This is a genomic window from Streptomyces sp. NPDC001889 (genome assembly GCF_053594535.1).
The window spans coordinates 94,723-120,100 of the sequence record NZ_JBSFER010000003.1 but is presented as its reverse complement, the minus strand read 5'-3'; the positions used below and the strand labels follow the sequence as shown (position 1 = coordinate 120,100).

Sequence of the window (25,378 nt, the reverse complement as noted above, 5' to 3'; positions counted from 1 at the left end):
CTTACTTCGCCGCGAGCTCGGCGGCCTTGTCGGCCGCGCCGTCCATGGTGTCCACGCGCTGCACGAGCGGGTGGTTGGCGTCGGAAAGGATCTTGCGACCCAGCTCCGCGTTGTTGCCGTCGAGGCGCACGACCAGCGGCTTGGTGACGTCCTCGCCCTTCTCCTTCAGCAGCTCCAGGGCCTGGACGATGCCCTTGGCGACCTCGTCACAGGCGGTGATGCCACCGAAGACATTGACGAAGACGGACTTGACGTCCGCGTCGCCGAGGATGATCTCCAGGCCGTTCGCCATGACCTCGGCGGAGGCGCCGCCGCCGATGTCGAGGAAGTTGGCGGGCTTGACGCCACCGTGGTTCTCACCGGCGTAGGCGACGACGTCGAGGGTCGACATGACCAGACCGGCGCCGTTGCCGATGATGCCGACCTCGCCGTCGAGCTTGACGTAGTTGAGGTTCTTGGCCTTGGCTGCGGCCTCCAGCGGGTTGGCCGCGGCCTTGTCCTCCAGGGCCTCGTGCTCCGGCTGGCGGAAGTCGGCGTTCTCGTCGAGGGAGACCTTGCCGTCGAGGGCGATGACCCGGCCGTCGGCGACCTTGGCCAGCGGGTTCACCTCGATGAGGAGGGCGTCCTCGGCGATGAAGGTCTTCCAGAGGGTCACCAGGATGTCGGCAACCTGCTCCGCGACCTCGGCCGGGAACTTCGCGGCCGCGACGATCTCGCGGGCCTTCTCCGGGCCGACACCCTCATTGGCGTTGACCGGGATCTTCGCGAGGGCCTCGGGCTTGTTGGCCGCGACCTCCTCGATGTCCATGCCGCCCTCGACGGAGGCCATGGCCAGGAAGGTGCGGTTGGTGCGGTCGAGGAGGTACGAGACGTAGTACTCCTCGGCGATCTCGGGGGCGGTCTCCGCCAGCATGACCTTGTGGACCGTGTGGCCCTTGATGTCCATGCCGAGGATCTGGCCGGCCTTCTCCACAGCGTCTTCCGGGCTGGAGGCCAGCTTCACGCCGCCGGCCTTGCCTCGGCCACCGACCTTCACCTGCGCCTTGACGACCGACCGGCCGCCCAGACGCTCGGTCACCTCGCGCGCCGCCTCAGGCGTGTCGATGACTTCACCGGCCAGCACCGGTACACCGTGCTTGGCGAAGAGGTCCCTCGCCTGGTACTCGAACAGGTCCACGCGCGTCCGTCCCTTTTCTGATGATCGCGGTTCGTTGTCTGCGTGGGCGTGCCGCGAAGGGCAACGTGACTGCGATGTCACAAGGAAGGCGCACACGGTGTCCGAGCACGCGGCATGTCCGCCTCGCAGAGTATCCCCGTGGCTCCTGCGTCCCTAAATCGGAGGTCACACATCAGTGGTGATAACGGTCACAGGCGGGATCGGGGCGGATGGCGTCAGGGAGCGGGTACCGGCAGGGGGCGCTTCTCGATCGCCGCCGCCATGACCTCGGGAAAGAGATCCGGCGTACAGGCGAAGGCGGGGGCGCCGAGCGCCGCGAGGGCGGCGGCGTGCTCCCGGTCGTACGCCGGGGTGCCCTCGTCGGAGAGGGCGAGCAGGGCCACGAACTGGACCCCCGACGCCTTCATCGCGGCCACCCGCCTCAGCATCTCGTCCCGTATGCCGCCCTCGTACAGATCGCTGATCAGGACGACGACGGTGTCGGCGGGGCGGGTGATGCGCGACTGGCAGTAGGCCAGGGCGCGGTTGATGTCGGTGCCGCCGCCGAGGCGGGTGCCGAAGAGGACATCGACCGGGTCGTCCAGCTCGTCGGTGAGATCCACGACGGAGGTGTCGAAGACGACGAGCCGGGTGGCGATGGCGCGCATCGAGGCCAGCACCGCGCCGAAGACGGAGGCGTGGACCACCGAGGCCGCCATGGAGGCCGACTGGTCGACGCAGAGCACCACCTCCTTCCGCACCGAGAGGGAGGCGCGCCCGTGGCCGATGAGGCGCTCGGGGACCACGGTGCCGAACTCGGGGAGGTAGTTCCTGAGGTTGGCCCGGATGGTGCGGTCCCAGTCGATGTCCCGGTGGCGGGGCCTGCTGACCCGGGTGGACCGGTCGAGCGCCCCGGCCAGTGCTGACCTGGTGCGGGTGGTGAGCCTGCGCTCCAGCTCCTCGACCACCTTCCGCACCACCGCCCTGGCGGTCTCCCTGGTGGTCTCGGGCATGGCCTCATTGAGGGAGAGCAGGGTCGCGACCAGATGGACATCCGGCTCGACCGCCTCCAGCATCTCGGGCTCCAGGAGCAGGGCGGAGAGGCCGAGCCGGTCGATGGCGTCGCGCTGCATGATCTGCACGACGGGGGTGGGGAAGTAGGTGCGGATGTCGCCGAGCCAGCGGGCCACGGAGGGCGCGGACGCCCCGAGCCCGGCGCCCCGGCCCCGCCCGGCGCCGTCGCCCGGGGTGTGACCGCTGCCCGCGCCACCGGCCCGGCCGTAGAGGGAGGTCAGGGCGGAGTCGATCGCCGGGTCCGTCCCCGTGAGGGTGTGACCGGTGCCGTCGGCCGGACCGCCGCCGAGCACCAGCCGCCACCGCCGCACCCGCTCGGCGGGGTCGGCGGGGTCGGCGGCCGGGTGGGCGGGAGCGGCGGGGTCGGCGGCCGGGGCCGCGCGGTCCACCGGGCCGGGCCGGCCCGCGCGGTCCGTCTGTGCTGCTGTCGGGCTCATGTCCCCACCCCCGAGAGATTCTTGATGTCGGTTCCCGCGGTCCCGGCGGGGCCGGCCGCGCCTGTGCGGTCCGCACCGCCCCCGCCGCTGGTGGCGCCCGTGGCGCCCGTGCCCGGTGGTTCCGGTGGGCCGTCCGTGCCGCTCGTGCCGGGCCCGGCGGCCGGACCGAGGAGCAGCCGGAGCACCGGCAGCACCGCGTCGGCCCGCTCCCGGTGGAGACCGGCCCCGAACCCCGGTATCGCCCCGGCCGCCGCCCCGGCCCCGCCGGCCGTCTGGCCCGGGCCCCGGCGGACCAGCTCGCCCAGGGTGCGCCGGACACCCGCCTCATGGGCGGAGAAGGTGCGGCGCAGCAGCGGCAGCACCGCCGTGAACGTCTCCGCCGGCACACCGGCCAGCCAGCCGTCGACCAGGGCGAGCAGCCGCTCGTCGTGGACGAGGAGCATCCCGCCGCCCGAGGTGCCGCCGATGAAGCCCTCGATCCAGGCGGCCGCCTCGGCGGGCGGAGTGCCTGCCGAGAGGGCCAGGCCCATGAGCCGGGCGGCCCGGTCCCGGTCGAGCCGGCCCTCGTCCAGGAGGAGCCGGGCGGCCCGGCCCCGGATCACTCCGGCCACGGTGTCGCGGGCGGCGAGCCGGTGCAGGACGGCGCTCCACCGCCCGCCCAGGTCCTCCGCGGCGGGCAGCAGCCCGATGGCCGTGTGCACCGCGTCGAGATGGCCGCGCATCGCCTCGGCGCCGTCGGCGTCCAGTCCGGTGCAGGCAGGGGGCAGCCCGACGCAGATCCGCTCGGCGAGACCCGTGGCGACCTCGGCGAGCGCGGTGGTGTCCGTGGAGCGCACGTCCCCGTACCGCAGGGAGCGGGCCAGGGCGGGGAGGGCCCGGGCGAGCCGGCCGGTATCCGTGTCGAGCGCGGCCCGGTCGGCGAGCGCGCGCATCACCACCGGGAGGGCGTCGGAGAGCCCGGCGAGGAGGCACTCCTCGGCGAGCGCGGTGACACCGGCGAGGTCGGCGGTGGCGGCCCGGTGCTCGGCTCTCGCGGTGGCGGCGGAGAGCACGGTGGTGCCCCACATCCCCGCCTCGGCGACCCGGACGGACAGCTCGGGCTCCCAGCGCAGCCGCCAGCTCTCCCGGAAGGTGCCGGTGCTCCCCCGCCCGGCGACGGGCTCGCCCCAGCCGATGGAGAGCAGCCGGAGCCGGTGCAGCAGCCGGCTCCGGGCCGCGTCCGTCTCCTTGCGCAGGTCGAGCGCGACCTCCCGCTCCCGCGCCTCGGGGCGGAGCCGCAGGGTGCGCTGGGTCCGGTGCAGATCACGCTGGAGGGGGACGGCGGGCGCGGTGTCCGGGACCTCGCCGAGGACATCCCCGATGACCAGCCGGTCCCGGATGAGGTCGAGCGGGACCGCGGAGCCGTCGCACATCACCGCCTGGACGGCTTCGGTGGTCTCGGTCAGGCCGGGCAGGGGCCGTCCGCGCAGGGCGGCGAGGGTCTCGGCGAGCCGGACCGCCTCGATGACATGGGCGGAGGAGACGATCCGGTCCTCGTCGCGGAGGAGGCCCGCGACTGCGGTCAGCCAGCGCTCGATGGGGCGGTCGGGGGCCTGGAAGAGGTGGCCGTACCACCCCGGGGAGTCGACCCCGGCGCCGTAGCCGCTGCGCCGGGCGAGTCTGCGGTGGGTCCAGGGCACCCAGGTCATCTCGGCCCTGATTCTGGGAAGCCCCTTGAGAACGGCCCGGTCGGCGGCGATCGTGGTCCGCTCCCGGAGCGCGGGCACATGCCACGCCCCGCAGACGACGGCGATCCGGTCCCCGAACTCCTTGCGCGCGGCCCGCAGCCGGAGCCGCATCCAGGCCTCGCGGACGGCGTCCCGCTCGTGCCCGCCGTGTCCGTAGGCGGCGCGCAGGGCACCCATGGCGTCGGCGAGGACGGCGAAAGGCGCGAGCGGATCGGCGCCGCGCTCTGCCGCGCGGTGCTCGACGACATCCTCCCACCAGCGCTCGGGGTCGTCGTATCCGGCGGTCTCGGCGAGCACGGCGAGCGGGTCGATCCCGGTGTCCCCGGTGCCGCGTGCCGGAACCGCTCCCCGCCCGCCGGCCGCGCCGGCCGCCGTCCCCGGTCCGGGCACCGCGTCCCATCCGGAGTCGCCGGAGCGGGCGGGATCACCGGAGCGGGCGGGGCTGCCCGGAACCGCGTCCCACTCCGGGTCCCGGCGGGCCCGGCCCCCGGGTGCGGCATACCGCTCCGGGCCGGACGGGGACGGCGCGCGTCCGGCGGCGCCGGACGCGATGGCCGGGCCGCCCCCGCCGGGCGCGGCGCCGTCGTCCGGGCTCTCCGGGCGGGCGCGCCCGGCCGCCGCGAGGTCATCCGCGGCGGCCAGGGCCAGCGAATGAGCCGCCGGGAGGTCGATGAAGCGCACCGGCACCCCGTGGTCCAGCGCCCAGCGGAGCGCCACCCACTCCGGGGAGAAGGCAGCGAGCGGCCAGAACGCCGACCGGCCCGGGTCGTCCACCGCGTGGGCCAGCAGGGCGACGGGTGGGCGCATCCGCTCGTCGGCGGCGAGGGCGACCAGCGCGTCCGCCTCCGAGGGGCCCTCGATCAGCACCGCCGCGGGCTGTTCCGCCTCCAGGGCCGCCCGCACGGCACGGGCCGAACCCGGGCCGTGGTGGCGCACTCCGAGCAGCAGCGGGCCGCTCACGCGCTCACCTCCCGGCAGGCGCGGTAGAAGTCCTTCCAGCCGGACCGCTCACGGACCACGGTCTCCAGATACTCCTGCCAGACGACCCGGTCGGCCGCCGGGTCCCGCACCACCGCGCCGAGGATTCCGGCGGCCATGTCCGCCGGTCTGAGCACTCCGTCGCCGAAGTGCGCGGCGAGCGCGAGCCCGCCGGTGACCACGGAGATCGCCTCCGCCGTGGAGAGGGTCCCGGAGGGCGATTTGAGCTTGGTCCGGCCGTCCGCCGAGACGCCTTCCCTCAGCTCCCGGAAGACGGTGACGACCCGCCGGATCTCCTCAAGTCCCTCGGGGGCGGCGGGGAGATCGAGGGAGCGCCCGATCTGGTCGACGCGGCGGGAGACGATGTCGACCTCCGCGTCCGGTGTCGCGGGCAGCGGCAGCACCACGGTGTTGAAGCGGCGGCGCAGGGCGCTGGAGAGGTCGTTGACCCCTCGGTCCCGGTCGTTGGCCGTGGCGATGAGATTGAACCCGCGCACTGCCTGCACCTCCTGTCCCAGCTCCGGAACGGGGAGGGTCTTCTCCGAGAGGATCGTGATCAGGGTGTCCTGCACATCCGCGGGGATGCGGGTCAGCTCCTCGACGCGGGCGGTCATCCCCTCGGCCATGGCGCGCATGACGGGGCCGGGCACCAGCGCCTCCCGGCTGGGGCCGTGGGCGAGGAGGCGGGCGTAGTTCCAGCCGTAGCGGATGGCTTCCTCGGGGGTGCCGGCGGTGCCCTGCACGAGCAGGGTGGAGTCTCCGCTGACGGCCGCCGCCAGATGCTCGGACACCCAGGTCTTGGCGGTGCCGGGCACGCCGAGCAGCAGAAGGGCGCGGTCGGTGGCCAGGGTGGTCACGGCGACCTCGACGATCCGGCGCGGCCCCACGTACTTGGGGGTGATGACCACGTCGTCCCCGGCCGGGCCGCCGGGGATCGTGCCGCCGAGCAGATAGGTGGCGACGGCCCACGGAGAGAGCCGCCAGCCGACCGGGCGGGGGCGGTCGTCGGCTGCGGCGAGCGCCTTCAGCTCATCCGCGAAAGCGTCCTCCGCGTGGGGGCGCAGGGCCTGCGCGCCGGCGTCGGCGGCGGTTTCGGACACGGTCATGTATCCCCCTTCAGATCGTTGGACCCGATGTGTTTCCCACCCTGCACCACGCCACTGACAATGGGTCATCTCCGCAGGTCGGAGCCGATTGTCAGTGGCCGCCCCTAACGTTTTCGGCATGCTGCGATCGAACGGGGGAGAGTCCCCGGACAGATGCGACCCTGCCGTGCGGATGCCGCGCTGGTCGGCGGATCAGGTGCTGCTGCTGGCTCCTGACCCCGCGTCACGCGCCGCGGGGGCCAGGCTGGGCGCGTCCGGCCCGTGGTCGGCCGCGGGGGCGGACGGGTCGGGTGCCGTCTGGGGCCTGTGCAAGGGCGGTGGCCGCACGCCGTATCGGACCGTCGTCGACACCATCGGCCCCGCCTGCCGGTGCAGTTGTCCGAGCCGCAAGTTCCCGTGCAAGCACGCGCTGGGCCTGCTGCTGCTCTGGGCGGGGGACGAGCGGGCGGTGCCCGGCGGCGCCGCCGCGCCGCCCTGGGCGGAGGAGTGGCTGGGCGAGCGCCGTGAGCGCGCGGAGAAGAAGGAGAAGGAGAAGGAGGGAGAAGGGGATCGGGAGGATCGGGGGCAGCCGGGCGCGGGGCGGCCCGGGAGGCCCGCCGACCCGGAGGCGGCCAGGCGCCGGGCACAGCGGCGGGCGGCGAGCATCGACGCGGGCGCGGCGGAGCTGGAGCGGCGGCTGGCGGATCTGCTGCGCGGCGGTCTCGCGTCGGCCGAGCAGTCGGGGTACGGCCTGTGGGAGGAGACCGCGGCCCGCATGGTCGACGCCCAGGCGCCCGGGCTCGCCGCCCGGGTGCGGGAGTTGGGCTCGGTCCCGGGGTCGGGCCCGGGGTGGCCGGCGCGGCTGCTGGAGGAGTGCGCGCTGACCCATCTGCTGGACACCGCGTGGCTGGGGGTGGAGCGGCTGCCGGAGCCGCTGGCCGCCACGGTCCGTACGAGGGTGGGGCTGGCCCCGGCGGCCACCGGGGCGCCGGTCCGCGACCATTGGCTGGTCCTCGCGCAGTACGACACATCGGACGGGCGGCTGACCACCCGTCGCGTCTGGGTCCACGGCAGGAGCTCGGCGCGCACCGCGCTGCTGCTGTCGTTCGGGGGCGGCGGGCGGGCTCCGCGGCTGGCGCTGCCGGTGGGGTCGGTGATCGAGGCCGAGCTGACCCCGTATCCGGGCGGCGGCCGGCTGCGGGCGGAGCTGGGCGAGCGGGTGGGGGTACCGGTCCCGATCGACACCCCTCCGCCCGGCGGCCCGGTCGCGTCGGCGCTCGACGCCTACGGCCGGGCCCTGTGCGACGACCCCTGGCTGGACTCCTGGCCGGTGACGCTGACGGAGGTGGTCCCGGTCCCGCACGGCACCGGCTGGCAACTGGCGGACGCGGCGGGCGGCGCGGCGCTGCCCATCGCCTCGTCGGCGCTCTCCCGTCCCGGCCTCTGGCGCCTGGCGGCCCTGTCGGGCGGGCGCCCGGTCACCGTGTTCGGCGAATGCGGACACCGGGGGGTGACCCCCCTGGCCGCCTGGTCGCCCGACTCCCCGGAGACGGTCCCCCTCCTGTGAGCCCACCGCCCGCCGTGCCCCGGCCCACCCAACGGCCCGGGCCCGGGGCCACTCCGGGACTCGGGACGAGCGGGCCCCGATCACCCGGGACCGCTCCAGGGCGAGCGGCTCGCGAACCCCGGACCCGCAGCCCGGCGCCACCACCACACACCGGAACACCCCGACCGCCGGAGGCCACCGGCACCACCGGGCCGGCCGCGAGGCCACCCCCACCGGAGGCCCGGCACGCCGACCCGGGGCCGGGACCGCCTCACGGCAAGCGCCCGACCCCGGCGCACCCCGACCCGCGGCCCGGCGCCACCGAGCCCGCGAACAGCTGCCTCACCCGCGACCGCGACCGTACGGAGGACGACTTGACCGCCATCGCCGGCACCTCACCGTGGGAACAGCTCATCACCTCCGCCCTGCTCGGCACCGACCGCAGGCCACCGCCGGAAGGAGTGGTGGCCCCGGGGCGGGACGCGCCGCTCGCGCTGCTGGACGCGGCGGCGCTGCACACCGTGCGGCGGCGGGCCGGGATGGTGCCCGCGGTCGCCGCGCCGCTGCCCGAGCCCGCCGCGCCCGATGAGCGCCGGCCGCTCCCGGCGGCGGCCCGGCGGCGGCTCGCCCAGTTGCTGGCGGACCGCTCGGCACCTCCGTCGGGAGGGCGCCGGGGCGCGGCTCCGGACCTCACCGAGCTGCTCCCCCAGTGGCTGGCCACAGCCAATGAGCGCGGCTACCGGGCCCCCGCGCCCCTGCTGCCCGCGCTGCTGGACGCGGCCCGCGCGCGGACCGATCTGCGTCCGCAGGCGCTCGCGCTCGCCGGGGCCCGGGGGCTGTGGCTGGCCCGGTTCAACCCGGAGTGGAAGTTCGCGCTGCGGGGGGCCTCGGGCGCGGGGGTGCCACTGCCGGAGGTGACGGACACGGCGGCGGTCGAGCGGCTGTGGGCGGAGGGCCTGTTCGCCGAGCGGGTGGCGCTGCTGACGGCGGTCCGGGAGCAGGACCCGGCCCGGGCGCGGGCCCTGCTGTCCGGGACCTGGCCGGGCGAGCGGGCCGAGGACCGGCTGATGTTCCTGGACTCCCTGCGGACCGGGCTCTCCGGCGCCGATGAGCCCTTCCTCGATCAGGCGCTCACCGACCGCAGCCGCAATGTCCGGGCCACCGCCGCCGAACTGCTCTCCGCGCTGCCGCACTCGGCGCTCGCGGGACGGATGGCGGCCCGGGCCGTCTCCTGTGTCGGCCTGGACCGCTCGGGCGGCGGCGCGGCGATAGCCGTGGAGGCGCCGAGTGCGTGCGATGCGGAGATGCAGCGGGACGGGGTGGTCCCGGCGCCGCCCACCGGCCGTGGCAGAAGGTCCTGGTGGCTGGGCCAGTTGGTGGAGGCGGCCCCGCTCGCCACCTGGACGGAGCGGCTCGGCGGGCGCGGAGCGCGGGAGATCGTGGCGCTGCCGGTGGCGGACGGCTGGCGGGAGGAGCTCCACGCGGCCTGGTGCCGTGCGGCGGTGCGCCAGCGCGACGCGGAGTGGGCACGTGCCCTGCTGGGCGCGCCGGGCTCGTCGCCGGAGACCGGGCCCGGTCCCTCGTCCCTGGCCGAGCGGGCGAAGCTGCTGGCGACGGTGGAGCCCGGGGAGCGGGCGGACTGGGTCGCCGGGTTCATCGCCGCGCACGGCCTCTCGGAGGCGTTCCAGCTGCTGGGTGTCTGCGCGGTGCCGTGGTCGGAGCCGCTGGGCCGCTCGGTGGTCGACGCGCTCGACATCGCCAGGGACGCGGGGAGCTACCCCTGGAGTTTCAGCGGGGTGATGGGGCTGGCGGAGCGCTGTCTCGCGCCCGGGGAGGCGGACCGGCTGGTCCTGTTGACCGCGCTGCCGGACGAGACGGAGAGTTCGTCCCCGGGAGCCGGGGGTTACTGGTCGGAGGCGTTCCAGCGGCTGGTCTCCACACTGCGGCTGCGCGAGGCCCTGCACCGCGAACTGACCGGCCCGGACCCCGCCTCGCCGGAGGGCGAGGGAGCGGCGCTCCCGGCCGGCGGCTGAGGGCCGGGGCCGGCCGGGTGCGGGCAGCCCCGGCGGCCGAGACCGGCGGACTCCCGCTCACCGCGCGCGGTACCCGGCTGCTCCCGCTCACCGGCACAGGCACAGGGACAGGCACAGGGACCGCGGTGGCACCCGCACCCGCACCCGCGAGGCCCCGGGCGCCGGGTGTCGCCCGGGCCCGGGGCCTCGCCGGCGAACGGCCGTCTCAGGCCTCCGCCGGCTGGCGGACATGCGCGTTGACCCAGTCGACGATCGCCGTCGTCGTCGCCCCGGGGGTGAAGATCTCGGCCACCCCGAGCCGCTTCAGCGGAGCGATGTCCGCCTCCGGGATGATCCCCCCGCCGAAGACCTTGATGTCCTCCGCCTCACGCTCCTTCAGCAGCTCGATCACCTTGGCGAACAGCGTGTTGTGCGCGCCCGACAGGATGGACAGGCCGATCGCGTCGGCGTCCTCCTGGATCGCGGTGTCCACGATCTGCTCCGGCGTCTGGTGGAGGCCCGTGTAGATGACCTCCATCCCCGCGTCGCGCAGCGCTCTCGCGATCACCTTCGCCCCCCGGTCGTGCCCGTCGAGCCCCGGTTTGGCCACCACCACGCGGATCGGACCAGTCACACCCATCGCTGCCTCCACACATCCGGCTCCGCCGCCAGTGAACGAACGTTATCTCCAGCATCCCGCACCCGGCTGTTTCACGGAGGGCGTGGAGGGGGAAATCACACAGTGGGACATGTTCGCTATGCGGCGTATCCGCACCAGAGGGCACCAAAGCCCCGCGGGTCCGTCGCATGGGAGCCGCTTCAGGGCCGTCCCCCCGTGCCGTTCCAGCCGCCCGGCACGGTGGGGCGGTGCCGTTGCCACACATCAGCAGCCGACACGGAGACCCGGTCCACGGAGACGATCCCGGGCAGCGCTGAAGGGGCCCCCAGGAGGGCACACAGGGGCCGATGCCGTCCCCCGTGTGTCGTACGGAGGTCGGCCCATGAAGGTCCTTCCCTTCCCGCTCACCCTGAGCGCCCTCGCGCTGAGCGCCCTGGGCCTGCGTCCGCTGAGCCTGAATCCGCTGAACCCCGGGGCGATCCGGCGCCTGAGCGGCCTCCACGATCTGCGCGCGCCCGCCACCCTGGTCCGCGCCACCGCCCTGGAGCTGGCGATCCTCGCCGGCCATGTGCTGCTCTACCCCACCGGGCTGACCGCCGAGCGCCCGACGGGCCGGGAGCGCGCCCCCCGCGCCCGCGAGCCGCAGCCGGAGGAGACCGACGCCGCGGCGGGGCCCTCGGCCGGGAGCACCACCGGGCTCCCCTCGGCCGGCGCGGCGGACCACCCTCCCGTCGTGATGCTCCACGGCTTCGTCGACAACCGCTCGGTCTTCGTCCTGCTCCGCCGCTCCCTGGCCCGGCACGGCTGGCGCGATCTGGAGTGCCTCAACTACTCCCCGCTGACCTGTGACGTACGGACCGCGGCGGAGCTGCTCGGCCGTCATATCGCCCAGGTGTGCGCCCGTACGGGCCGGAACGAGGTCGACATCGTCGGCCACAGCCTCGGCGGTCTGATCGCCCGCTACTACATACAGTGCCTCGGCGGCGACCTCAGAGTGCGCACCCTCGTCACCCTCGGCACCCCGCACTCGGGTACGACCGCCGCCCCGCTCGCGAGCGCCCACCCCGTGGTCCGCCAGATGCGCCCCGGCTCCGCGCTGATCGAGGAGTTGCGCGGCCCGGCGCCCGGCTGCCGCACCCGATTCGTGAGCTTCTGGAGCGATCTCGACCAGTGGATGGTCCCGATCGAAACGGCCCGGCTCGACCACCCCGATCTCATCACGGAGAACGTGCAGGTCAGCAGCATCGGCCATCTCGCCCTGCCGGTGCACCCCGCGGTCGCCGCGGGCATCCGGCAGGCGCTGGAGAAAAATGAGTCGACAGGCACCCCGGGAGCCGTCTCGGTGGCCTGATCCCCAGTCGAAAATCTCGAACTAATTTCGAACATAGGGCCAAAGCTCTGCCTGTAGTCCTCCGAAAGACGGTCGAATGCCCGTTTCCTGAATCCTCAAAACCTCCGGAAGATTGTCGCCGTCGCATACCGCCGGGTACAGTCGCGCCACTGGTTCCCCTCTGGGACCGGTCTTCTTCAAGGCCCCAGAATCCAGGTCCTGCTGCCGAGGCGAGAGAGAAGTTGGTGAACGACCAGCACGCCCACGCCGGGCACGTCGGCCACGACCAGTACCCCACCGGCAGCTTTGACATCGATCCGCTCTTCGGTGCGCTGCCGGACGGACAGACCGGTTACGAGGCCGGTCACAGCGGCCAGTACGAGGCCGCCCAGTGGGACACCGGCGCACACCGGACCGTCGGCGGTTACGACATGTACGCCGGTCAGGACCAGGGGCAGCAGTTCCCGGCACCCGACTCCACCGGTGCGTACGAGACCGTGACGCAGTGGGACTCGGGAGCCTGGGAGCAGGTGGCCGCGACGGCCCCGTTCGAGCCCGCCGCCACCTTCGCGTACGGCACGGCCGATCAGTGGGCCGCCCCCGGCGGATTCGACAGCGGCTCCTACGACGCCACCGCCTGGAACACGGAGAGCGGCGCGGAGGCCCTCGTACCGCAGCAGTTCGCGGCCGAGCGGGAGTTCACCCCGGAGTACGGCGCGGAGTTCACCGCCGAGCGGCAGTCCGCCGACGCGGCGGCGGAGCACGCGGCCGAGTTCGGCGCCGAGAGCACCGGTTACGAGACCGAGTACGAGAACGGCTTCGACGCCGCTCCCCTCGGCGGCGACACGCCCGGCCCCGATCCCGATCCCGGCCACACCGGGCCGGACGAGGGCGAGACCCCCGGAGCCCCCGCCCTGGGCGACACGGCGAGCTTCCCCGTCATCTCCGACACCGACGGAGAGCACGGGCGCGAGGCGGAACTCGTCGCGATCGCCGCCGATGAGCCCGCCGCCCCGCGCTCGGGCCGCCGGTCCAGCGGCGGTGGCGGCAGCGGCCGAGGCCGTCGGCGCACCCCCGCCAAGCGCTCCGCGATCTTCACCATCGCCGTCCCGTCCGCCTGTGTGATGGGCGTCGCGGGCATCGCCGCCGCCTCCGTCGGAGGTCTCAGCGGTGGCGGTGAGGAGCCCAAGAAGAACGACACCAAGCTCGCCGCCGCCGATGTCGCCGAGACCGCCGCGAAGACGGCCGCCGCGAACAACAAGATGGACACCCAGCTCGCGGCGCTCGACGCCGAGGCGCGCAACTTCGGCGACCGGGCCTCGCGCACCCAGGAGCGCATCGACCTGAAGGCGCGCCAGGAAGCGGACCGGAAGAAACGGGTGGCGGAGGCGGAGCGGCGCGAGGCGCTGCGCCCCAAGTTCGCCATGCCGGTCGAGAGCAGGGGCCTGAGCACCTACTACGGCGAGTCCGGCGTCAACTGGATGGCCCTGCACACCGGCATCGACTTCCCCGTGCCGCTCGGCACCAATGTCTTCGCCGCCAGCGACGGCACCGTCCGTACGCAGTTCAACAGCGCCTACGGAAACATGATCATCCTGACCGCCCCCGATGGGACCGAGACCTGGTACTGCCATCTGAGCAGCGCCAAGATCCGCTCCGGCACGGTCAAGGCCGGCGATGTCATCGGTTACGCGGGCAACACCGGCAACTCCACCGGCTCGCACCTCCACTTCGAGGTCCGTCCGGGCGGCGGCTCGACGATCGACCCGCTGGCCTGGCTCCGCAGCAAGGGCCTCGACCCCACCTAGGACCAGGCCCCCGAGCGACTGAGCCTGAGGGCTTGCAGGGCTTGCAAGGCTTGCAAGGGAGGGCGAACGACGAGAGCGGACACCCGACCGGTGTCCGCTCTCCCGTCTGTCAGAGCTTCTCGACCGGCGCGTACCGCAGCAGCAGCTTCTTCGGGCGCTCGTCGCCGAAGTCGATCGTCGCCTGCGCGTCCGAGCCCGAGCCGTTCACCGCGACCACGGTGCCCAGGCCGAACTGGTCATGGGTGACCCGGTCGCCGACCGTCAGTGAGACCACCGGCTTCTCGGAGGCACCGCGCCGGGTCGCGAAGCCCGAGGGGCCCGACCGCGAGGACGGCATCGACGGCAGCCGGGAGCCCAGCCCCGACGTGGGACCGGCGGGCGCGGCCATCGGCCCCGTCCGCTTCCACTCCAGATACGAGCCGGGGATCTCGTCCAGGAACCGCGACGGCGGGTTGTACGAGGGCTGGCCCCAGGCGCTGCGCATGGAAGCCCTGGTCAGATAGAGCCGCTCACGGGCGCGGGTGATACCGACATAGGCGAGCCGGCGCTCCTCCTCCAGCTCCTTGGCCTGGCCGAGGGCGCGCATGTGCGGGAAGACGCCGTCCTCCATGCCGGTGAGGAAGACCACGGGGAACTCCAGGCCCTTGGCGGTGTGGAGCGTCATCAGGGTGATGACCCCGGAGCCTTCCTCGTCCTCGTCGGGGATCTGGTCGGAGTCGGCGACCAGCGCGACCTTCTCCAGGAACTCCGCGAGGGTGCCCGCGCCCTCCTCCTCCGTACGGTCCTGCTCGAACTCCAGTGCCACGGCGGCCAGTTCCTGGAGGTTCTCGATCCGGGTCTCGTCCTGAGGGTCCGTCGACGCCTGGAGCTCGGCCAGATAGCCGGTCCGCTCCAGCACCGCTTCGAGGACCACGGCCGGGCCCGCGCCGGAGTCCACGATCGTCCGCAACTCCTCCATCAGGACATTGAAGCGCTTGACGGCATTGGCCGAGCGGGCCGCCATGCCATACGCCTCGTCCACCCGGCGCAGCGCCTGGGGGAAGGTGATCTTCTCCCGCAGCGAGAGCGCGTCGATCATCGCCTCGGCACGCTCGCCGATGCCCCGCTTGGGGACATTGAGGATGCGCCGCAGCGGGACGCTGTCCTCCGGGTTGGCGAGGACGCGCAGATAGGCCAGGACGTCCCGGACCTCCTTGCGCTCGTAGAAGCGGACCCCGCCGACGACCTTGTAGGGCAGCCCGACCCGGATGAAGATCTCCTCGAAGACACGGGACTGGGCGTTCGTGCGGTAGAAGACGGCGACATCGCCGGCCTTCGCGTCGCCCGCGTCGGTCAGCCGGTCGATCTCGTCGGCGATGAACTGCGCCTCGTCGTGCTCGGTGTCGGCGACATAGCCGGTGATCACCGCGCCCGCGCCCGCGTTGGTCCACAGATTCTTGGGGCGGCGGCTCTCATTGCGCTCGATGACCGCGTTGGCGGCGGAGAGGATCGTCTGGGTGGAGCGGTAGTTCTGCTCCAGCAGGATCGTCTTCGCCTCCGGGTAGTCCTCCTCGAACTGGAGGATGTTGCGGATGGTGGCGCCCCGGAACGCGTAGATCGACTGGTCGGCGTCGCCCACGACACACAGCTCGGCGGGGGGCAGGTCCTCGTACCCCGTGCCCACCAGTTCACGGACGAGGGTGTACTGGGCGTGGTTGGTGTCCTGGTACTCGTCGACCAGGACATGGCGGAACCGGCGCCGGTAGTGCTCGGCGACATCGGGGAACGCCTGGAGCAGATGGACGGTGGTCATGATGATGTCGTCGAAGTCCAGGGCGTTGGCCTCGCGCAGCCGCCCCTGGTACATCCGGTACGCCTCGGCGAGCGTCTTCTCGAAGCCGTCGACCGCCTTGTCGGCGAAGGACTCCTCGTCGATCAGCTCGTTCTTCAGATTGGAGATCTTGGCGCTGAAGGCCTTCGGCGGGAACTTCTTCGGGTCGAGGTCCAGATCGCGGCAGACCAGCGCCATCAGGCGCTTGGAGTCGGCCGCGTCGTAGATGGAGAACGACGAGGTGAAGCCCAGCTTCTTGGACTCCCGGCGGAGAATCCGGACACAGGCGCTGTGGAAGGTGGAGACCCACATCGCCTGGGCGCGCGGGCCGACGAGCTGCTCGACGCGCTCCTTCATCTCCCCGGCGGCCTTGTTGGTGAAGGTGATCGCCAGTATCTGCCCGGGGTGGACGCTGCGGGTCGCCAGCAGATGGGCGATCCGGTGGGTCAGCACCCGGGTCTTGCCGGAGCCGGCACCGGCCACGATGAGCAGCGGTGATCCGGCGTGCACAACGGCGGCGCGCTGCTGCTCGTTCAGCCCTTCGAGGAGGGCGGCGGGGTCGATGACCGTGCGGGGGGCGCCGTCGCGGTGGTAGGCGTCCCGTGCCGGGGGCACGTCGAAGGCGCCCTGGAAGAGATCGTCGGGGATCTCCTCCCGGGCCCGGCCCTCATGGTCCTCGTGGTCCTCGGGCGGGGGCGGGGGCTCCTCCGGGGTGGACTGGAGGCTCGCCAGGAAGTTGTCGTCAAAGAGGCTGCTCATCGCTCTCCGAGTCTAGGCCGCCCCACTGACAGCTCGCCCCCGGATTGGCCGCGTCCGCGCCCGGTGCCCGGCGCGGGGGGCGCCGGCCCGGTGCGCGGGGCCGCTCCGGCGGGCGGCTCAGGTCCAGAGCGTCGCGATGAAGACATTGACGACGGTGAGCCCGCCCACCGCGCCGAACAGCGCCTTCTCCACGGTCTCCTCGTCGCGCTTGACGTAGACCAGGCCCAGGACGACCACCAGCACCGCCAGCTTGATGCCTATCTTGATGTTGTTCACCGTCTGGCCGTCGGCCTGGTTGAGGCCGACCAGCGCCACACCCGTGACCAGCATGGTCAGCGCGCCGTGCAGCATCGCCGGGGTGAAGCGGGCGGTGCCGGCGCCCATCGCCTTCATCTGAGTGAGGAATCCGCCCAGCAGGGACGCGATACCGATGATGTGCAGGGCGACCAGGGCATTGATGAGTACGTCCATGAAGCGGAGCCTAACCATCCCCATAGCAGCCCCCCGAAGTCAGGTGAACCTCATTCGCCGCATCGGTCGCGGTGGTGTCCGGAAGCCACCCTCCGTGAGCAATCCGTCGCCATAAGGTGTGGCGAATCATCCACCTTCGAACAGAATCCGTCGTTCCGTCCCACCCCCGTGACCTCCCGGAATAGCGTCCTGCTGACACCCGAGCCAGAGCCCGGCAGAACCCCGCCGGCCGCACGGAAGGACGTGGACGCCCCCGTGGCTGCACACCGGAAGCACCGGAAACCCAGGCAGTATCCGTTCCGCGGGCCCGCTGCCCGGACCGCGGGGTCCCTCGCGCTCGCCGGCGCGGCGACCGCGGGCGCGTTCAGCGGGACCGGTCACGCCGAGCCGACGCTCACCCCGGCCCAGATCAAGGCCAAGGTGGACAAGCTCTACCAGGAGGCGGAGGAGGCGACCGAGCGGTACAACGGGGTCACGGAGCGGGCCGGCCGGGAGCGGGAGGCGCTGGAGCGGCTGCGGGACGAGGCCGCACGCCGTACGGAGCGGCTCAACGCCACCCGTAACGCACTCGGCTCGATCGCCACCGCCCAGTACCGCGCGGGCGGTATGGACCCGGCGCTGCTGGTGGCGCTCGCCTCCGACCCGGACAGCTATCTGGAGCGCGCCGCCCTCGCGGAGCGGGCCGGGGAGCGGCAGGCAGCCGCCGTCGCCGGTGCGCGCCGGGAGGTCGCCGAGATCGAGCGGGTCAGAACGGAGGCCGGGCGGAGGATGGCCGAGCTGCGGGAGCGCGGGAGCGAGCTGGCCCGCCACAAGGCGGCCGTGCGGGAGAAGCTCGGCGCGGCCGAGGGGCTGCTGCAGCGGCTGACCGCCGGGGAGCGCGCCTCCTACGCCGCCGGGGCCGATGGGGACCGGGCCGCTGGGCCGCCGGCCAGGGCGTCCGGCCCACGGGCCACCCGGGCCGTCGCCCACGCGTACGGAGCGCTCGGGAAGCCCTATGTCTGGGGGGCGACAGGGCCAGGGGCCTACGACTGCTCGGGACTGACCCAGGCCGCGTGGAAGGCGGCCGGGGTCTCCCTGCCCCGGACCTCGTACGCGCAGATCGGCGCCGGGCAGCGGATTCCGCGATCGGCGCTGGCCCCCGGCGATCTGGTGTTCTTCTACCCGGGTGTCAGCCATGTCGGTCTCTATGTCGGCGGCGGCAGGATGATCCACGCGCCCAGGCCGGGCTCCCCCGTCCGTATCGCCCCGATCGACGAGATGCCCTTCGTGGGGGCGACCCGCCCGGTGTGACATCCGCCCGCCGCCGGGCCGGCCCGGCGGCGCCTCAGTGGGGCCGCTGCTGTGCCGCGTAGGCGACGAAAGCGGCCCAGGCCCGGGGGGCGAGGCCGAGTTCCGGTCCGCCGATGTCCTTGGAATCGCGGACATGGACGGCGCGGGGGCGGGCTGCGACCTCCACGCACTGTCCCGCGCCGCTGGCGCTGTAGCTGGATTTGCGCCAGATGAAACCGGCTTCGGGGCCTGTGCCGCCCCCGGTGCCGCTGTAGCTGGTCCTGAACCCCACCGACGTGCCGCTCACGGTTCCTCCGCCAACTCGTGATGAACTGGGCCGACTGCTCAGGGCGATACTGCCATGGCTGTGGGTCACCACACAGGGCACTGTCCAGGAATTGATCCGGCTCTCCGCCATCGGGGGGCGGCGGGCGGAAGGCCGCCCTCACTCTCGATGTCCGGCGTTACCTGCGAGAACGTGAAGGACGGATTCCGGCGGGGTGCCGGGACCACCGGGCTGCCGGGGACCGGCAGTTGGCCGCTTTGCACAGGTCGGCCGGGCGGCCGGCCCCGGAAGTCCCCTCGCGGGCCGCCCGCCCGGCCGTCCGATCAGTGCGCTCGCGGGCCTGCCCCGCCGCCGGGCCGGGCCGCCGTCAGACCAGCCGGCGGGCGGTCGCCCAGCGGGTCAGCTCGTGCCGGTTGGAGAGCTGGAGCTTGCGCAGCACCGCGGAGACATGCGACTCCACCGTCTTCACCGAGATGAAGAGCTGCTTGGCGATCTCCTTGTACGCGTAGCCGCGGGCGATCAGGCGCAGCACCTCGCGCTCGCGCTGGGTGAGCCGGTCGAGATCCTCGTCCACCGGGGGTGCGTCGGTGGAAGCGAAGGCGTCGAGGACGAATCCCGCCAGCCTCGGGGAGAAGACGGCGTCCCCCTCCTGGACCCGGAAGATCGAGTCCACCAGATCCGTGCCGGTGATCGTCTTGGTGACATAGCCGCGCGCGCCGCCGCGGATCACCCCGATCACATCCTCCGCCGCGTCCGACACGGAGAGGGCGAGAAAGCGGACCGGGTCCTCGGGCGACGCCATGAGCGGGGCGCACCGCCGCAGCACCTCCACCCCGCCGCCGCCGGGCAGATGCACGTCGAGCAGCACGACCTCGGGCCTGGTCGCCGTGATGACGGTGATGGCCTGGTCGACATCGGCCGCCTCGCCGACCACCTCGACGCCGGTCTGCTCGGTCCTGCCGATCTCCGCCTGTACGCCGGTGCGGAACATCCGGTGGTCGTCGACGAGCACCACCCGCACTCGGCGCCCGGCGCCTCCGCTCGCTGCCTCGGTCGTCATTCGTCCGCCGCCCTCTCCATCTCCAGCTCCACTTCCGTGCCCCCACCGGGTGCCGGGCGGAGCCGGGCCGTCCCGCCGTTGCGCTGCATCCGACCGATGATCGACTCCCTGACGCCCATTCTGTCGCCCGGCACCGCGTCCGGGTCGAAGCCCGGGCCCCGGTCGCGGACGGACACATAGACCATACGTCCGTCGACCTCGGCGAAGACCTGGACGGCACCGCCCTCGCCACCGTACTTGGCGGCGTTGACCATCGCTTCGCGCGCGGCCTGCATCTGTGCCGCCAGCCCGTCGTCGAGCGGGCAGTCGCCGACGACCACGACCTCCAGCGGGACGCCGTGCTTGTCCTCGACCTCGGCGGCGGCCCTCTTCACCGCCTCGGCGAGGGTGTCGGGCTCCTCGTCCTCGTCCTTTCCGGTGCCCTCCGGCCGGTAGAGCCAGTTGCGCAGCTCGCGCTCCTGGGCGCGGGCGAGGCGGCGGACCTCGCCCGGGTCGTCCGCGTTGCGCTGTATCAGGGTGAGGGTGTGCAGGACGGAGTCGTGGACATGGGCGGCGACCTCGGCGCGCTCCTGGGCGCGGATGCGCATGGTCCGCTCCTCCGTGAGGTCCTGGGTCATCCGCACCAGCCAGGGGCCGATGAGCAGACCTATGCCCGCGAGGACGGCTATGGCGGCGGTGAGCACATTGCCGAGCTGGGCGGCGGAGCCGCGGACCACCATGAAGAGTGCCAGTCCCATGCCGACAAGGGCGACGCCCGCGAGCGCCCGGCCCAGCTGGAACAGCCTCCGGCTGCGGTTGCCGGCCTCGGTCCAGCGGGCCCGCCGGGCGTTGTCGGCCTGCCGCCACACCAGCACCACACCCGCGCCGATCAGCAGGGTCGGCCAGACATAGCGATGGGTGCTGTCGTTGGTCTCCAGATCGCCGATGAAGACGGCGACGCCGAAGGAGAGGGCGATCATCGCGAAGAGCTGGCCCTTGTCGGGCTTGCGGAGCCTGCGCCCGCCGTCGCTGGTGACCTCGAAGACGGAGCGCGGCTCGGCGGGGCGGCCCCCGACGCCGAGCGGGACCACGATCCAGAACACCGCGTACAGCAGGGCGCCGAGGCCGTCGGCCATGAAGAGACCGAGGAAGATCACCCGCACCCAGATGACCGGGAGCCCGAGATGCCCGGCGAGACCCCGCGCCACGCCGCCGAGGAGACGGCCGTCGGCGCTGCGGTAGAGCTTGCGCGGCGGGAGGTCATCGGGTGCGGGGGCACGCGGGGACGAGGCGGGTCGTGGCGTGGCGACGGGCATGCCTCGATCGTCACACGCCCGGCCGGAGGGCGGTATCAGGGACGACCCCTGAAGCAACCCTGACCGGAGGGCGGGCACCGGCATCCGGATATCAGGGACCGGCCAGGGTCGATCCGGGTGCCGTACCGGCCCCGGGGCCGTCACCATGGACGTATGACTCAGCCGACCCCGCCGCACCCCGCGGCACCGGACGGACCCTCGGCGGCGGCTCCGGAGCTCTCCCCCGAGCTGCCGCCGCTGCGCCGTACGCCTCACCGGAAGGTGCTGGGCGGGGTCTGCGGGGGCCTCGGGCGGTATTACGACATGGACCCGGTGATCTTCCGGATCGTGGCCGGCGCCCTCGGGGTGGCCGGCGGGCTCGGTCTGATCCTCTACGGCTTCGCGTGGCTGCTCATCCCCGTCGAGGGCGAGGAGGAGAACGAGGCCCGCCGGCTGCTGTCGGGGCGCGGCGAGGGCGCGGCTCTGACAGCGGTGCTCCTGGCGCTCGTCGGCTCCGGCCTGTTTCTGACGATGCTGAACAACAGCGGGGTCCTCGCCTTCGCGACGCTGCTCGGTCTGGCGATGTCCGGCGCGGCCGTGTGGTCGCGGCGGCGCCGTGCCCTCACTCCCGAGAGCGGCCCGCTCGATCCGGCGACCGCGCAGGCGGTGTCGGTCGCCCCGCCGGAGACCAAGGCCCCGCCGACACCGGGCAGCCCGTCGTGGTGGCGGGACCCGATCGTCAAGGAGAGGGAAAGGGAAGGGGACACGGGCGCGGCGCCGACCGGCTATCTGTGGGGGCCCGAGGACAGCGAGGAGCCGGGCGGCCGCAAACGCCGCCCGGGCCGGCCGGACACCGCGGGCCGCCGTGGCCCCCGGCCCATCGGGGGGACGGTCTTCGGTTTCGCTCTGGCGGCGTTCCTCCTGGGCACCAAGCTGAGCTGGGACGGCAGCCCGCTGGGCACCAGTCTGCAGATGGGGCTGGCCTGTGCGCTGGGGGTGTTCGGCCTCGGCCTGGCCGTCAGTTCGATACTGGGCCGCACGGGGCTGGGCACGGTGCTGATGACGATCGTCACGGCGGGGCTGCTCGCGGGCTCCGCGGTGCTGCCGAAGGACATCAGCACCCAGTGGATCGAGACCGAGTGGAAGCCGTCGTCCGTGGCGCGCGTGGAGCCCCGGTACGAACTGGGTTCGGGGGTGGCGACGCTCGACCTCTCGGCGCTCTCGATTCCGGCCGGGCGCACGGTGTCGACGCACGCGGAGGTCGGCGCGGGCCGGCTGAAGATCCTCATACCCGGGGACGCCCCGGTGAAGGTGCGGGTGCAGGCGGGGCTCGGCGACATCAGCCTCCCCGGCGAGAAGAAGAACGACATCGACATATCCCCGGACCAGAGCAGGAACACCGAGCTGCGGGCCCCCGAGGGAGCCGGTCCCTCGGGCACCCTGGAGCTGAACGTCCAGGTGGGCGTCGGACAGGTGGAGGTGACCCGTGCGGCATCGTGACTCGCGGGACCAGCCGCCCGTCGCGGACCCGGCGCGGGACCGGGGCGCGGCACGGCGGGAGTTGCCGCACGGCTTCCGGCCGGGCCGGCTGATCGCCGGTGTGACGGCGCTGACGGCGGCGCTGCTCTACGCGGGCGACGCCGGCGGCACCTGGCACACCCCCTGGTATGTGGCCTTCCCGGTGGTGTTCACCGGGATGTCGCTGGCCGGGGCGGCGGGGCTCGCCCACTACCGCGTCCGCCGGCGCCGTTCCGCGAGCAGCGCGTCCACCGACGGCGCGGCGGCCCCGGCGAGCAGCAGCGGCACCCAGGCCACGAAGTAGACGAGGTCGTTGCCGAGGTAGTACGGCTCGACCTGCCAGCTCACGGTCAGCCAGAGGCTCAGCGAGATCAGCGCCCCGCCGAGTGCGGCGACCCGGGCCAGCAGCCCGATGAGCGTGCCGATGCCGGCGGCCAGTTCACCGAGGGCGATGGCGTAGCCGAAGGTCTCGGGGCTGGAGAGCGCCAGGTCCACCAGCCAGGGGACCGCGGAGCCGTCGCGGATGCCGCGCATCTGGTCGCCGATGGAGCCGGGGCCGCTCGCCGCGAAGAACGCGCTGTCCGTGAGCTTGTCGATGCCCGCGTAGACGAAGGTGACGCCGAGGAAGATCCGCAGCGGCAGCAGGGCGAGGCGGCTCGCCCGGTCCTTCCGGCCGCCGCCTCGCCCGGTGCCGGACGGGCCGCGTCCGGCCGTCGCCCGGTAGGTGTGCGTCATCGCGCTCTCCCCGCTCTCGGATCGGAACCCATGGGCCGTTCGACTCTCAACTGAACATACGGAGCAGCGGGCCGAAAGGCTCAGTGTCCGGGGTTCTCGGCGGCACGGCCGGGGGCGGGAGCCCGCTCCGGAGGGCCGAGCCGCCGCCACAGCGGCCGGTGGTCGACCCGGGCCGCGAGGTCGGCGCCGACCGGGTCCCGGGTGGCCACCGCGTCCCGGTGGCCGGTCCGTACGGGTCTGCCCGCCGCGCGGGCGGTGAGACCGGCCGGACACCCCCTCCTCGTCACCGAGCCGTCCGAAGATCCGCAGCGCGCCGGGCGGGTGTGTCCCGCGGTGGGCGCGCCCGGCCTCCGGGGAGTCGCGCACGCGCGTCAGCCCGAAGCGGAGCCCGGTCCACCGGGGCCGGGGGCGGGCGCGTCGGTCATGGGCCGGAAGGCAGCACCGGACCCGGGAAGCCGCCAGACCCGCGCGCCCCGGAGGTGCCCTCCCCACGGCGCGGAGTGCCCGCCCTCCCCTGCGGCGCGGGAGTGCCCGCTCCCCGCCCGTCCTCGTGGCGCGAGCGGGTGCCCGGACGTCCTCCCTCGTGGGCCGGGGGCGGACAGGGCGATGCCGCCGCTCACTCGCGTGGGCGACGGCATCGGGACCGGTCCGTGCGGGCCGGGAGGACTACCCGGTCGGCGGGACCGCTACTCCCACTCGATGGTGCCCGGCGGCTTGCTGGTCACGTCCAGAACAACCCGGTTGACCTCAGCGACCTCGTTGGTGATGCGGGTGGAGATCCTCGCGAGGACCTCGTACGGCATCCGGGTCCAGTCCGCCGTCATGGCGTCCTCGGAGGAGACCGGGCGGAGCACGATGGGGTGGCCGTAGGTCCGGCCGTCGCCCTGGACACCGACGCTGCGGACATCGGCGAGCAGCACCACCGGGCACTGCCAGATCTCCCGGTCGAGACCGGCGGCCGTCAGCTCCTCGCGGGCGATGGCATCGGCCTCGCGCAGCAGGTCGAGCCGCTCGCGGGTGACATCGCCGACGATACGGATACCGAGGCCGGGGCCCGGGAAGGGCTGGCGCTGGACGATCTCGTCCGGCAGGCCCAGCTCCTGGCCGACCATCCGGACCTCGTCCTTGAAGAGCTGGCGCAGCGGCTCGACGAGCTGGAACTCCAGGTCCTCGGGGAGTCCGCCGACGTTGTGGTGGGACTTGATGTTGGCGGTGCCGGTGCCGCCGCCGGACTCCACCACGTCCGGGTAGAGCGTGCCCTGCACGAGGAAGGCGACTTCCTCGCCGTCGGCGGCGCCCTCGGCGACGATCTCGGCCTGGGCCTGCTCGAAGACGCGGATGAACTCGCGCCCGATGATCTTCCGCTTCTCCTCGGGGTCGGAGACCCCGGCCAGCGCGCCGAGGAAGCGCTCCTCGGCGTCGACGACCTTGAGCTGGACGCCCGTGGCGGCGACGAAGTCCTTCTCGACCTGCTCGGTCTCGCCCTTGCGCATCAGGCCGTGGTCGACATAGACGCAGGTGAGCTGGGAACCGATGGCCTTCTGGACCAGGGCGGCGGCCACAGCGGAGTCCACCCCGCCGGAGAGGCCGCAGATGGCGCGCTTGGTGCCGACCTGCTCGCGGATGGCCGCGACCTGCTCCTCGATGACGTTCCCGGTGGTCCAGGTCGGCTGGATGCCGGCGCCCCGGTAGAGGAAGTGCTCCAGGATCTGCTGGCCGTGGGTGGAGTGCATCACCTCGGGGTGGTACTGCACGCCGTACAGCTTCTTCTCGTCGTTCTCGAAGGCGGCGACCGGGACGACGTCCGTGGACGCGGTGACGGTGAAGCCCTCGGGCGCGGCGGAGCAGGCGTCGCCGTGCGACATCCACACCGGCTGCTCGACCGGGGTGCCCTCGAAGAGGGTGGAGCCGGGCTTGCTGACGTGCAGCGGCGTACGTCCGTACTCGCGCGCGCCGGTGTTGTCGACGGTGCCGCCGAGCACGGTCGCCATCAGCTGGAAGCCGTAGCACATGCCGAAGACGGGAACGCCGGCCTCGAAGATCTCCCGGTCCAGCCGGGGAGCGGCGTCCGCGTAGACGGAGGAAGGGCCGCCGGAGAGGATGATCGCCCGGGGGTTCCTGGCCAGCATCTCGGCGACCGGCATCGAGGACGGGACGATCTCGCTGTAAACCCGGGCCTCACGGACGCGGCGGGCGATGAGCTGGGCGTACTGCGCGCCGAAGTCGACAACGAGTACGACATCGGGCGCGGCAGCGGGAGACGCTGAGGACACTGGCGGCCTTCCGGCGGGGGGTTTCGGTTCTCCCGATTCTACCGGGGTGTGGCGACTCGTCTCCCGTCTCACCATCCGGGCCGGTCTTTGGTCCGGTGTCCTCTCCCGGTCCATACTGTGCGCATGCGTCAGCAGCAGATCTCCGTCTTTA

The 25,378-nt window shown here is 73.3% G+C and carries 20 protein-coding genes; 7 read left to right on the top strand and 13 right to left on the bottom strand.

What is annotated here, in order from left to right; genetic code table 11:
- Window position 1 precedes the first annotated feature (1 nt).
- The 4 genes from sucC to ACWCRA_RS04005 all read right to left on the bottom strand — a co-directional run bounded on the left by sucC (window position 2) and on the right by ACWCRA_RS04005 (window position 6,478).
- Complete coding sequence (gene sucC, locus ACWCRA_RS04020) at window positions 2-1,177, bottom strand: ADP-forming succinate--CoA ligase subunit beta (protein WP_351555279.1); 1,176 nt, start codon at window positions 1,175-1,177, stop codon at window positions 2-4.
- Between the two features lie 215 nt (window positions 1,178-1,392).
- Window positions 1,393-2,667, bottom strand: a complete 1,275-nt coding sequence (locus tag ACWCRA_RS04015; RefSeq protein WP_451066807.1) for a vWA domain-containing protein — start codon at window positions 2,665-2,667, stop codon at window positions 1,393-1,395.
- Window positions 2,664-5,354: a DUF5682 family protein gene (locus tag ACWCRA_RS04010; protein WP_451066806.1), complete on the bottom strand. Its 2,691-nt coding sequence runs from the start codon at window positions 5,352-5,354 to the stop codon at window positions 2,664-2,666. The genes ACWCRA_RS04015 and ACWCRA_RS04010 overlap by 4 nt, the downstream gene beginning before the upstream one ends.
- A complete protein-coding gene (locus tag ACWCRA_RS04005) occupies window positions 5,351-6,478 on the bottom strand; it encodes an ATP-binding protein (protein WP_351547659.1) in 1,128 nt (375 codons plus the stop codon). Before ACWCRA_RS04005 ends, ACWCRA_RS04010 begins: the two co-directional genes overlap by 4 nt.
- A gap of 118 nt (window positions 6,479-6,596) precedes the next feature.
- On the opposite strand from ACWCRA_RS04005, the gene ACWCRA_RS04000 reads away from it, so the two are divergent.
- Complete coding sequence (locus tag ACWCRA_RS04000; protein ID WP_451066805.1) at window positions 6,597-8,024, top strand: SWIM zinc finger family protein; 1,428 nt, start codon at window positions 6,597-6,599, stop codon at window positions 8,022-8,024.
- Window positions 8,025-8,377: 353 nt separating this feature from the next.
- Window positions 8,378-10,036 (top strand): DUF5691 domain-containing protein, encoded by a 1,659-nt coding sequence (locus ACWCRA_RS03995; RefSeq protein ID WP_351547665.1) that lies wholly within the window; start codon window positions 8,378-8,380, stop codon window positions 10,034-10,036.
- Window positions 10,037-10,241: 205 nt separating this feature from the next.
- On the opposite strand, the gene ACWCRA_RS03990 is transcribed toward ACWCRA_RS03995, so the two are convergent.
- Window positions 10,242-10,655 carry a cobalamin B12-binding domain-containing protein gene (locus ACWCRA_RS03990; RefSeq protein WP_351547668.1) on the bottom strand — a complete coding sequence of 138 codons (414 nt, stop codon included), beginning with the start codon at window positions 10,653-10,655 and terminating at the stop codon, window positions 10,242-10,244.
- Between the two features lie 361 nt (window positions 10,656-11,016).
- On the opposite strand from ACWCRA_RS03990, the gene ACWCRA_RS03985 reads away from it, so the two are divergent.
- Window positions 11,017-11,985 (top strand): esterase/lipase family protein, encoded by a 969-nt coding sequence (locus tag ACWCRA_RS03985; protein WP_451066804.1) that lies wholly within the window; start codon window positions 11,017-11,019, stop codon window positions 11,983-11,985.
- A gap of 224 nt (window positions 11,986-12,209) precedes the next feature.
- Window positions 12,210-13,772 (top strand): M23 family metallopeptidase, encoded by a 1,563-nt coding sequence (locus tag ACWCRA_RS03980; RefSeq protein WP_451066803.1) that lies wholly within the window; start codon window positions 12,210-12,212, stop codon window positions 13,770-13,772.
- A gap of 109 nt (window positions 13,773-13,881) precedes the next feature.
- Here the strand turns inward: ACWCRA_RS03980 and pcrA are convergent, their stop codons facing one another.
- Both pcrA and ACWCRA_RS03970 read right to left on the bottom strand, forming a co-directional pair.
- Window positions 13,882-16,341 (bottom strand): DNA helicase PcrA, encoded by a 2,460-nt coding sequence (gene pcrA / locus ACWCRA_RS03975; protein WP_451066802.1) that lies wholly within the window; start codon window positions 16,339-16,341, stop codon window positions 13,882-13,884.
- A 117-nt stretch (window positions 16,342-16,458) separates the two neighbouring features.
- Window positions 16,459-16,812: a hypothetical protein gene (locus ACWCRA_RS03970; RefSeq protein ID WP_351547678.1), complete on the bottom strand. Its 354-nt coding sequence runs from the start codon at window positions 16,810-16,812 to the stop codon at window positions 16,459-16,461.
- 255 nt (window positions 16,813-17,067) lie between these two features.
- Here ACWCRA_RS03970 and ACWCRA_RS03965 point away from each other — a divergent pair, with 255 nt between their 5' ends.
- On the top strand, window positions 17,068-18,102 hold the full coding sequence (locus ACWCRA_RS03965; protein ID WP_451066801.1) for an NlpC/P60 family protein: 1,035 nt from the start codon (window positions 17,068-17,070) through the stop codon (window positions 18,100-18,102).
- A 34-nt stretch (window positions 18,103-18,136) separates the two neighbouring features.
- Here ACWCRA_RS03965 and ACWCRA_RS03960 read toward each other — a convergent pair whose 3' ends face one another.
- The 3 genes from ACWCRA_RS03960 to ACWCRA_RS03950 all read right to left on the bottom strand — a co-directional run bounded on the left by ACWCRA_RS03960 (window position 18,137) and on the right by ACWCRA_RS03950 (window position 20,722).
- Window positions 18,137-18,388, bottom strand: a complete 252-nt coding sequence (locus tag ACWCRA_RS03960; RefSeq protein WP_351547682.1) for a DUF397 domain-containing protein — start codon at window positions 18,386-18,388, stop codon at window positions 18,137-18,139.
- 346 nt (window positions 18,389-18,734) lie between these two features.
- Complete coding sequence (locus ACWCRA_RS03955) at window positions 18,735-19,427, bottom strand: response regulator transcription factor (RefSeq protein WP_351547685.1); 693 nt, start codon at window positions 19,425-19,427, stop codon at window positions 18,735-18,737.
- Window positions 19,424-20,722, bottom strand: coding sequence for a PspC domain-containing protein (locus ACWCRA_RS03950; protein WP_351547688.1), 1,299 nt, complete (start codon window positions 20,720-20,722; stop codon window positions 19,424-19,426). Before ACWCRA_RS03950 ends, ACWCRA_RS03955 begins: the two co-directional genes overlap by 4 nt.
- A 153-nt stretch (window positions 20,723-20,875) precedes the next feature.
- On the opposite strand from ACWCRA_RS03950, the gene ACWCRA_RS03945 reads away from it, so the two are divergent.
- Together ACWCRA_RS03945 and ACWCRA_RS03940 are read left to right on the top strand one after the other, a co-directional pair.
- Complete coding sequence (locus ACWCRA_RS03945; protein WP_351547690.1) at window positions 20,876-22,201, top strand: PspC domain-containing protein; 1,326 nt, start codon at window positions 20,876-20,878, stop codon at window positions 22,199-22,201.
- Complete coding sequence (locus tag ACWCRA_RS03940; protein ID WP_351547693.1) at window positions 22,188-22,523, top strand: hypothetical protein; 336 nt, start codon at window positions 22,188-22,190, stop codon at window positions 22,521-22,523. The genes ACWCRA_RS03945 and ACWCRA_RS03940 overlap by 14 nt, the downstream gene beginning before the upstream one ends.
- On the opposite strand, the gene ACWCRA_RS03935 is transcribed toward ACWCRA_RS03940, so the two are convergent.
- The 3 genes from ACWCRA_RS03935 to guaA all read right to left on the bottom strand — a co-directional run bounded on the left by ACWCRA_RS03935 (window position 22,430) and on the right by guaA (window position 25,227).
- Complete coding sequence (locus ACWCRA_RS03935; RefSeq protein WP_451066800.1) at window positions 22,430-22,954, bottom strand: DoxX family protein; 525 nt, start codon at window positions 22,952-22,954, stop codon at window positions 22,430-22,432. The two genes, ACWCRA_RS03940 and ACWCRA_RS03935, sit on opposite strands and share 94 nt — an antisense overlap.
- A gap of 80 nt (window positions 22,955-23,034) precedes the next feature.
- Window positions 23,035-23,241 (bottom strand): hypothetical protein, encoded by a 207-nt coding sequence (locus tag ACWCRA_RS03930; protein ID WP_451066799.1) that lies wholly within the window; start codon window positions 23,239-23,241, stop codon window positions 23,035-23,037.
- A gap of 399 nt (window positions 23,242-23,640) precedes the next feature.
- On the bottom strand, window positions 23,641-25,227 hold the full coding sequence (gene guaA / locus ACWCRA_RS03925; protein ID WP_351547698.1) for a glutamine-hydrolyzing GMP synthase: 1,587 nt from the start codon (window positions 25,225-25,227) through the stop codon (window positions 23,641-23,643).
- Between the last annotated feature and the right edge of the window lie 151 nt (window positions 25,228-25,378).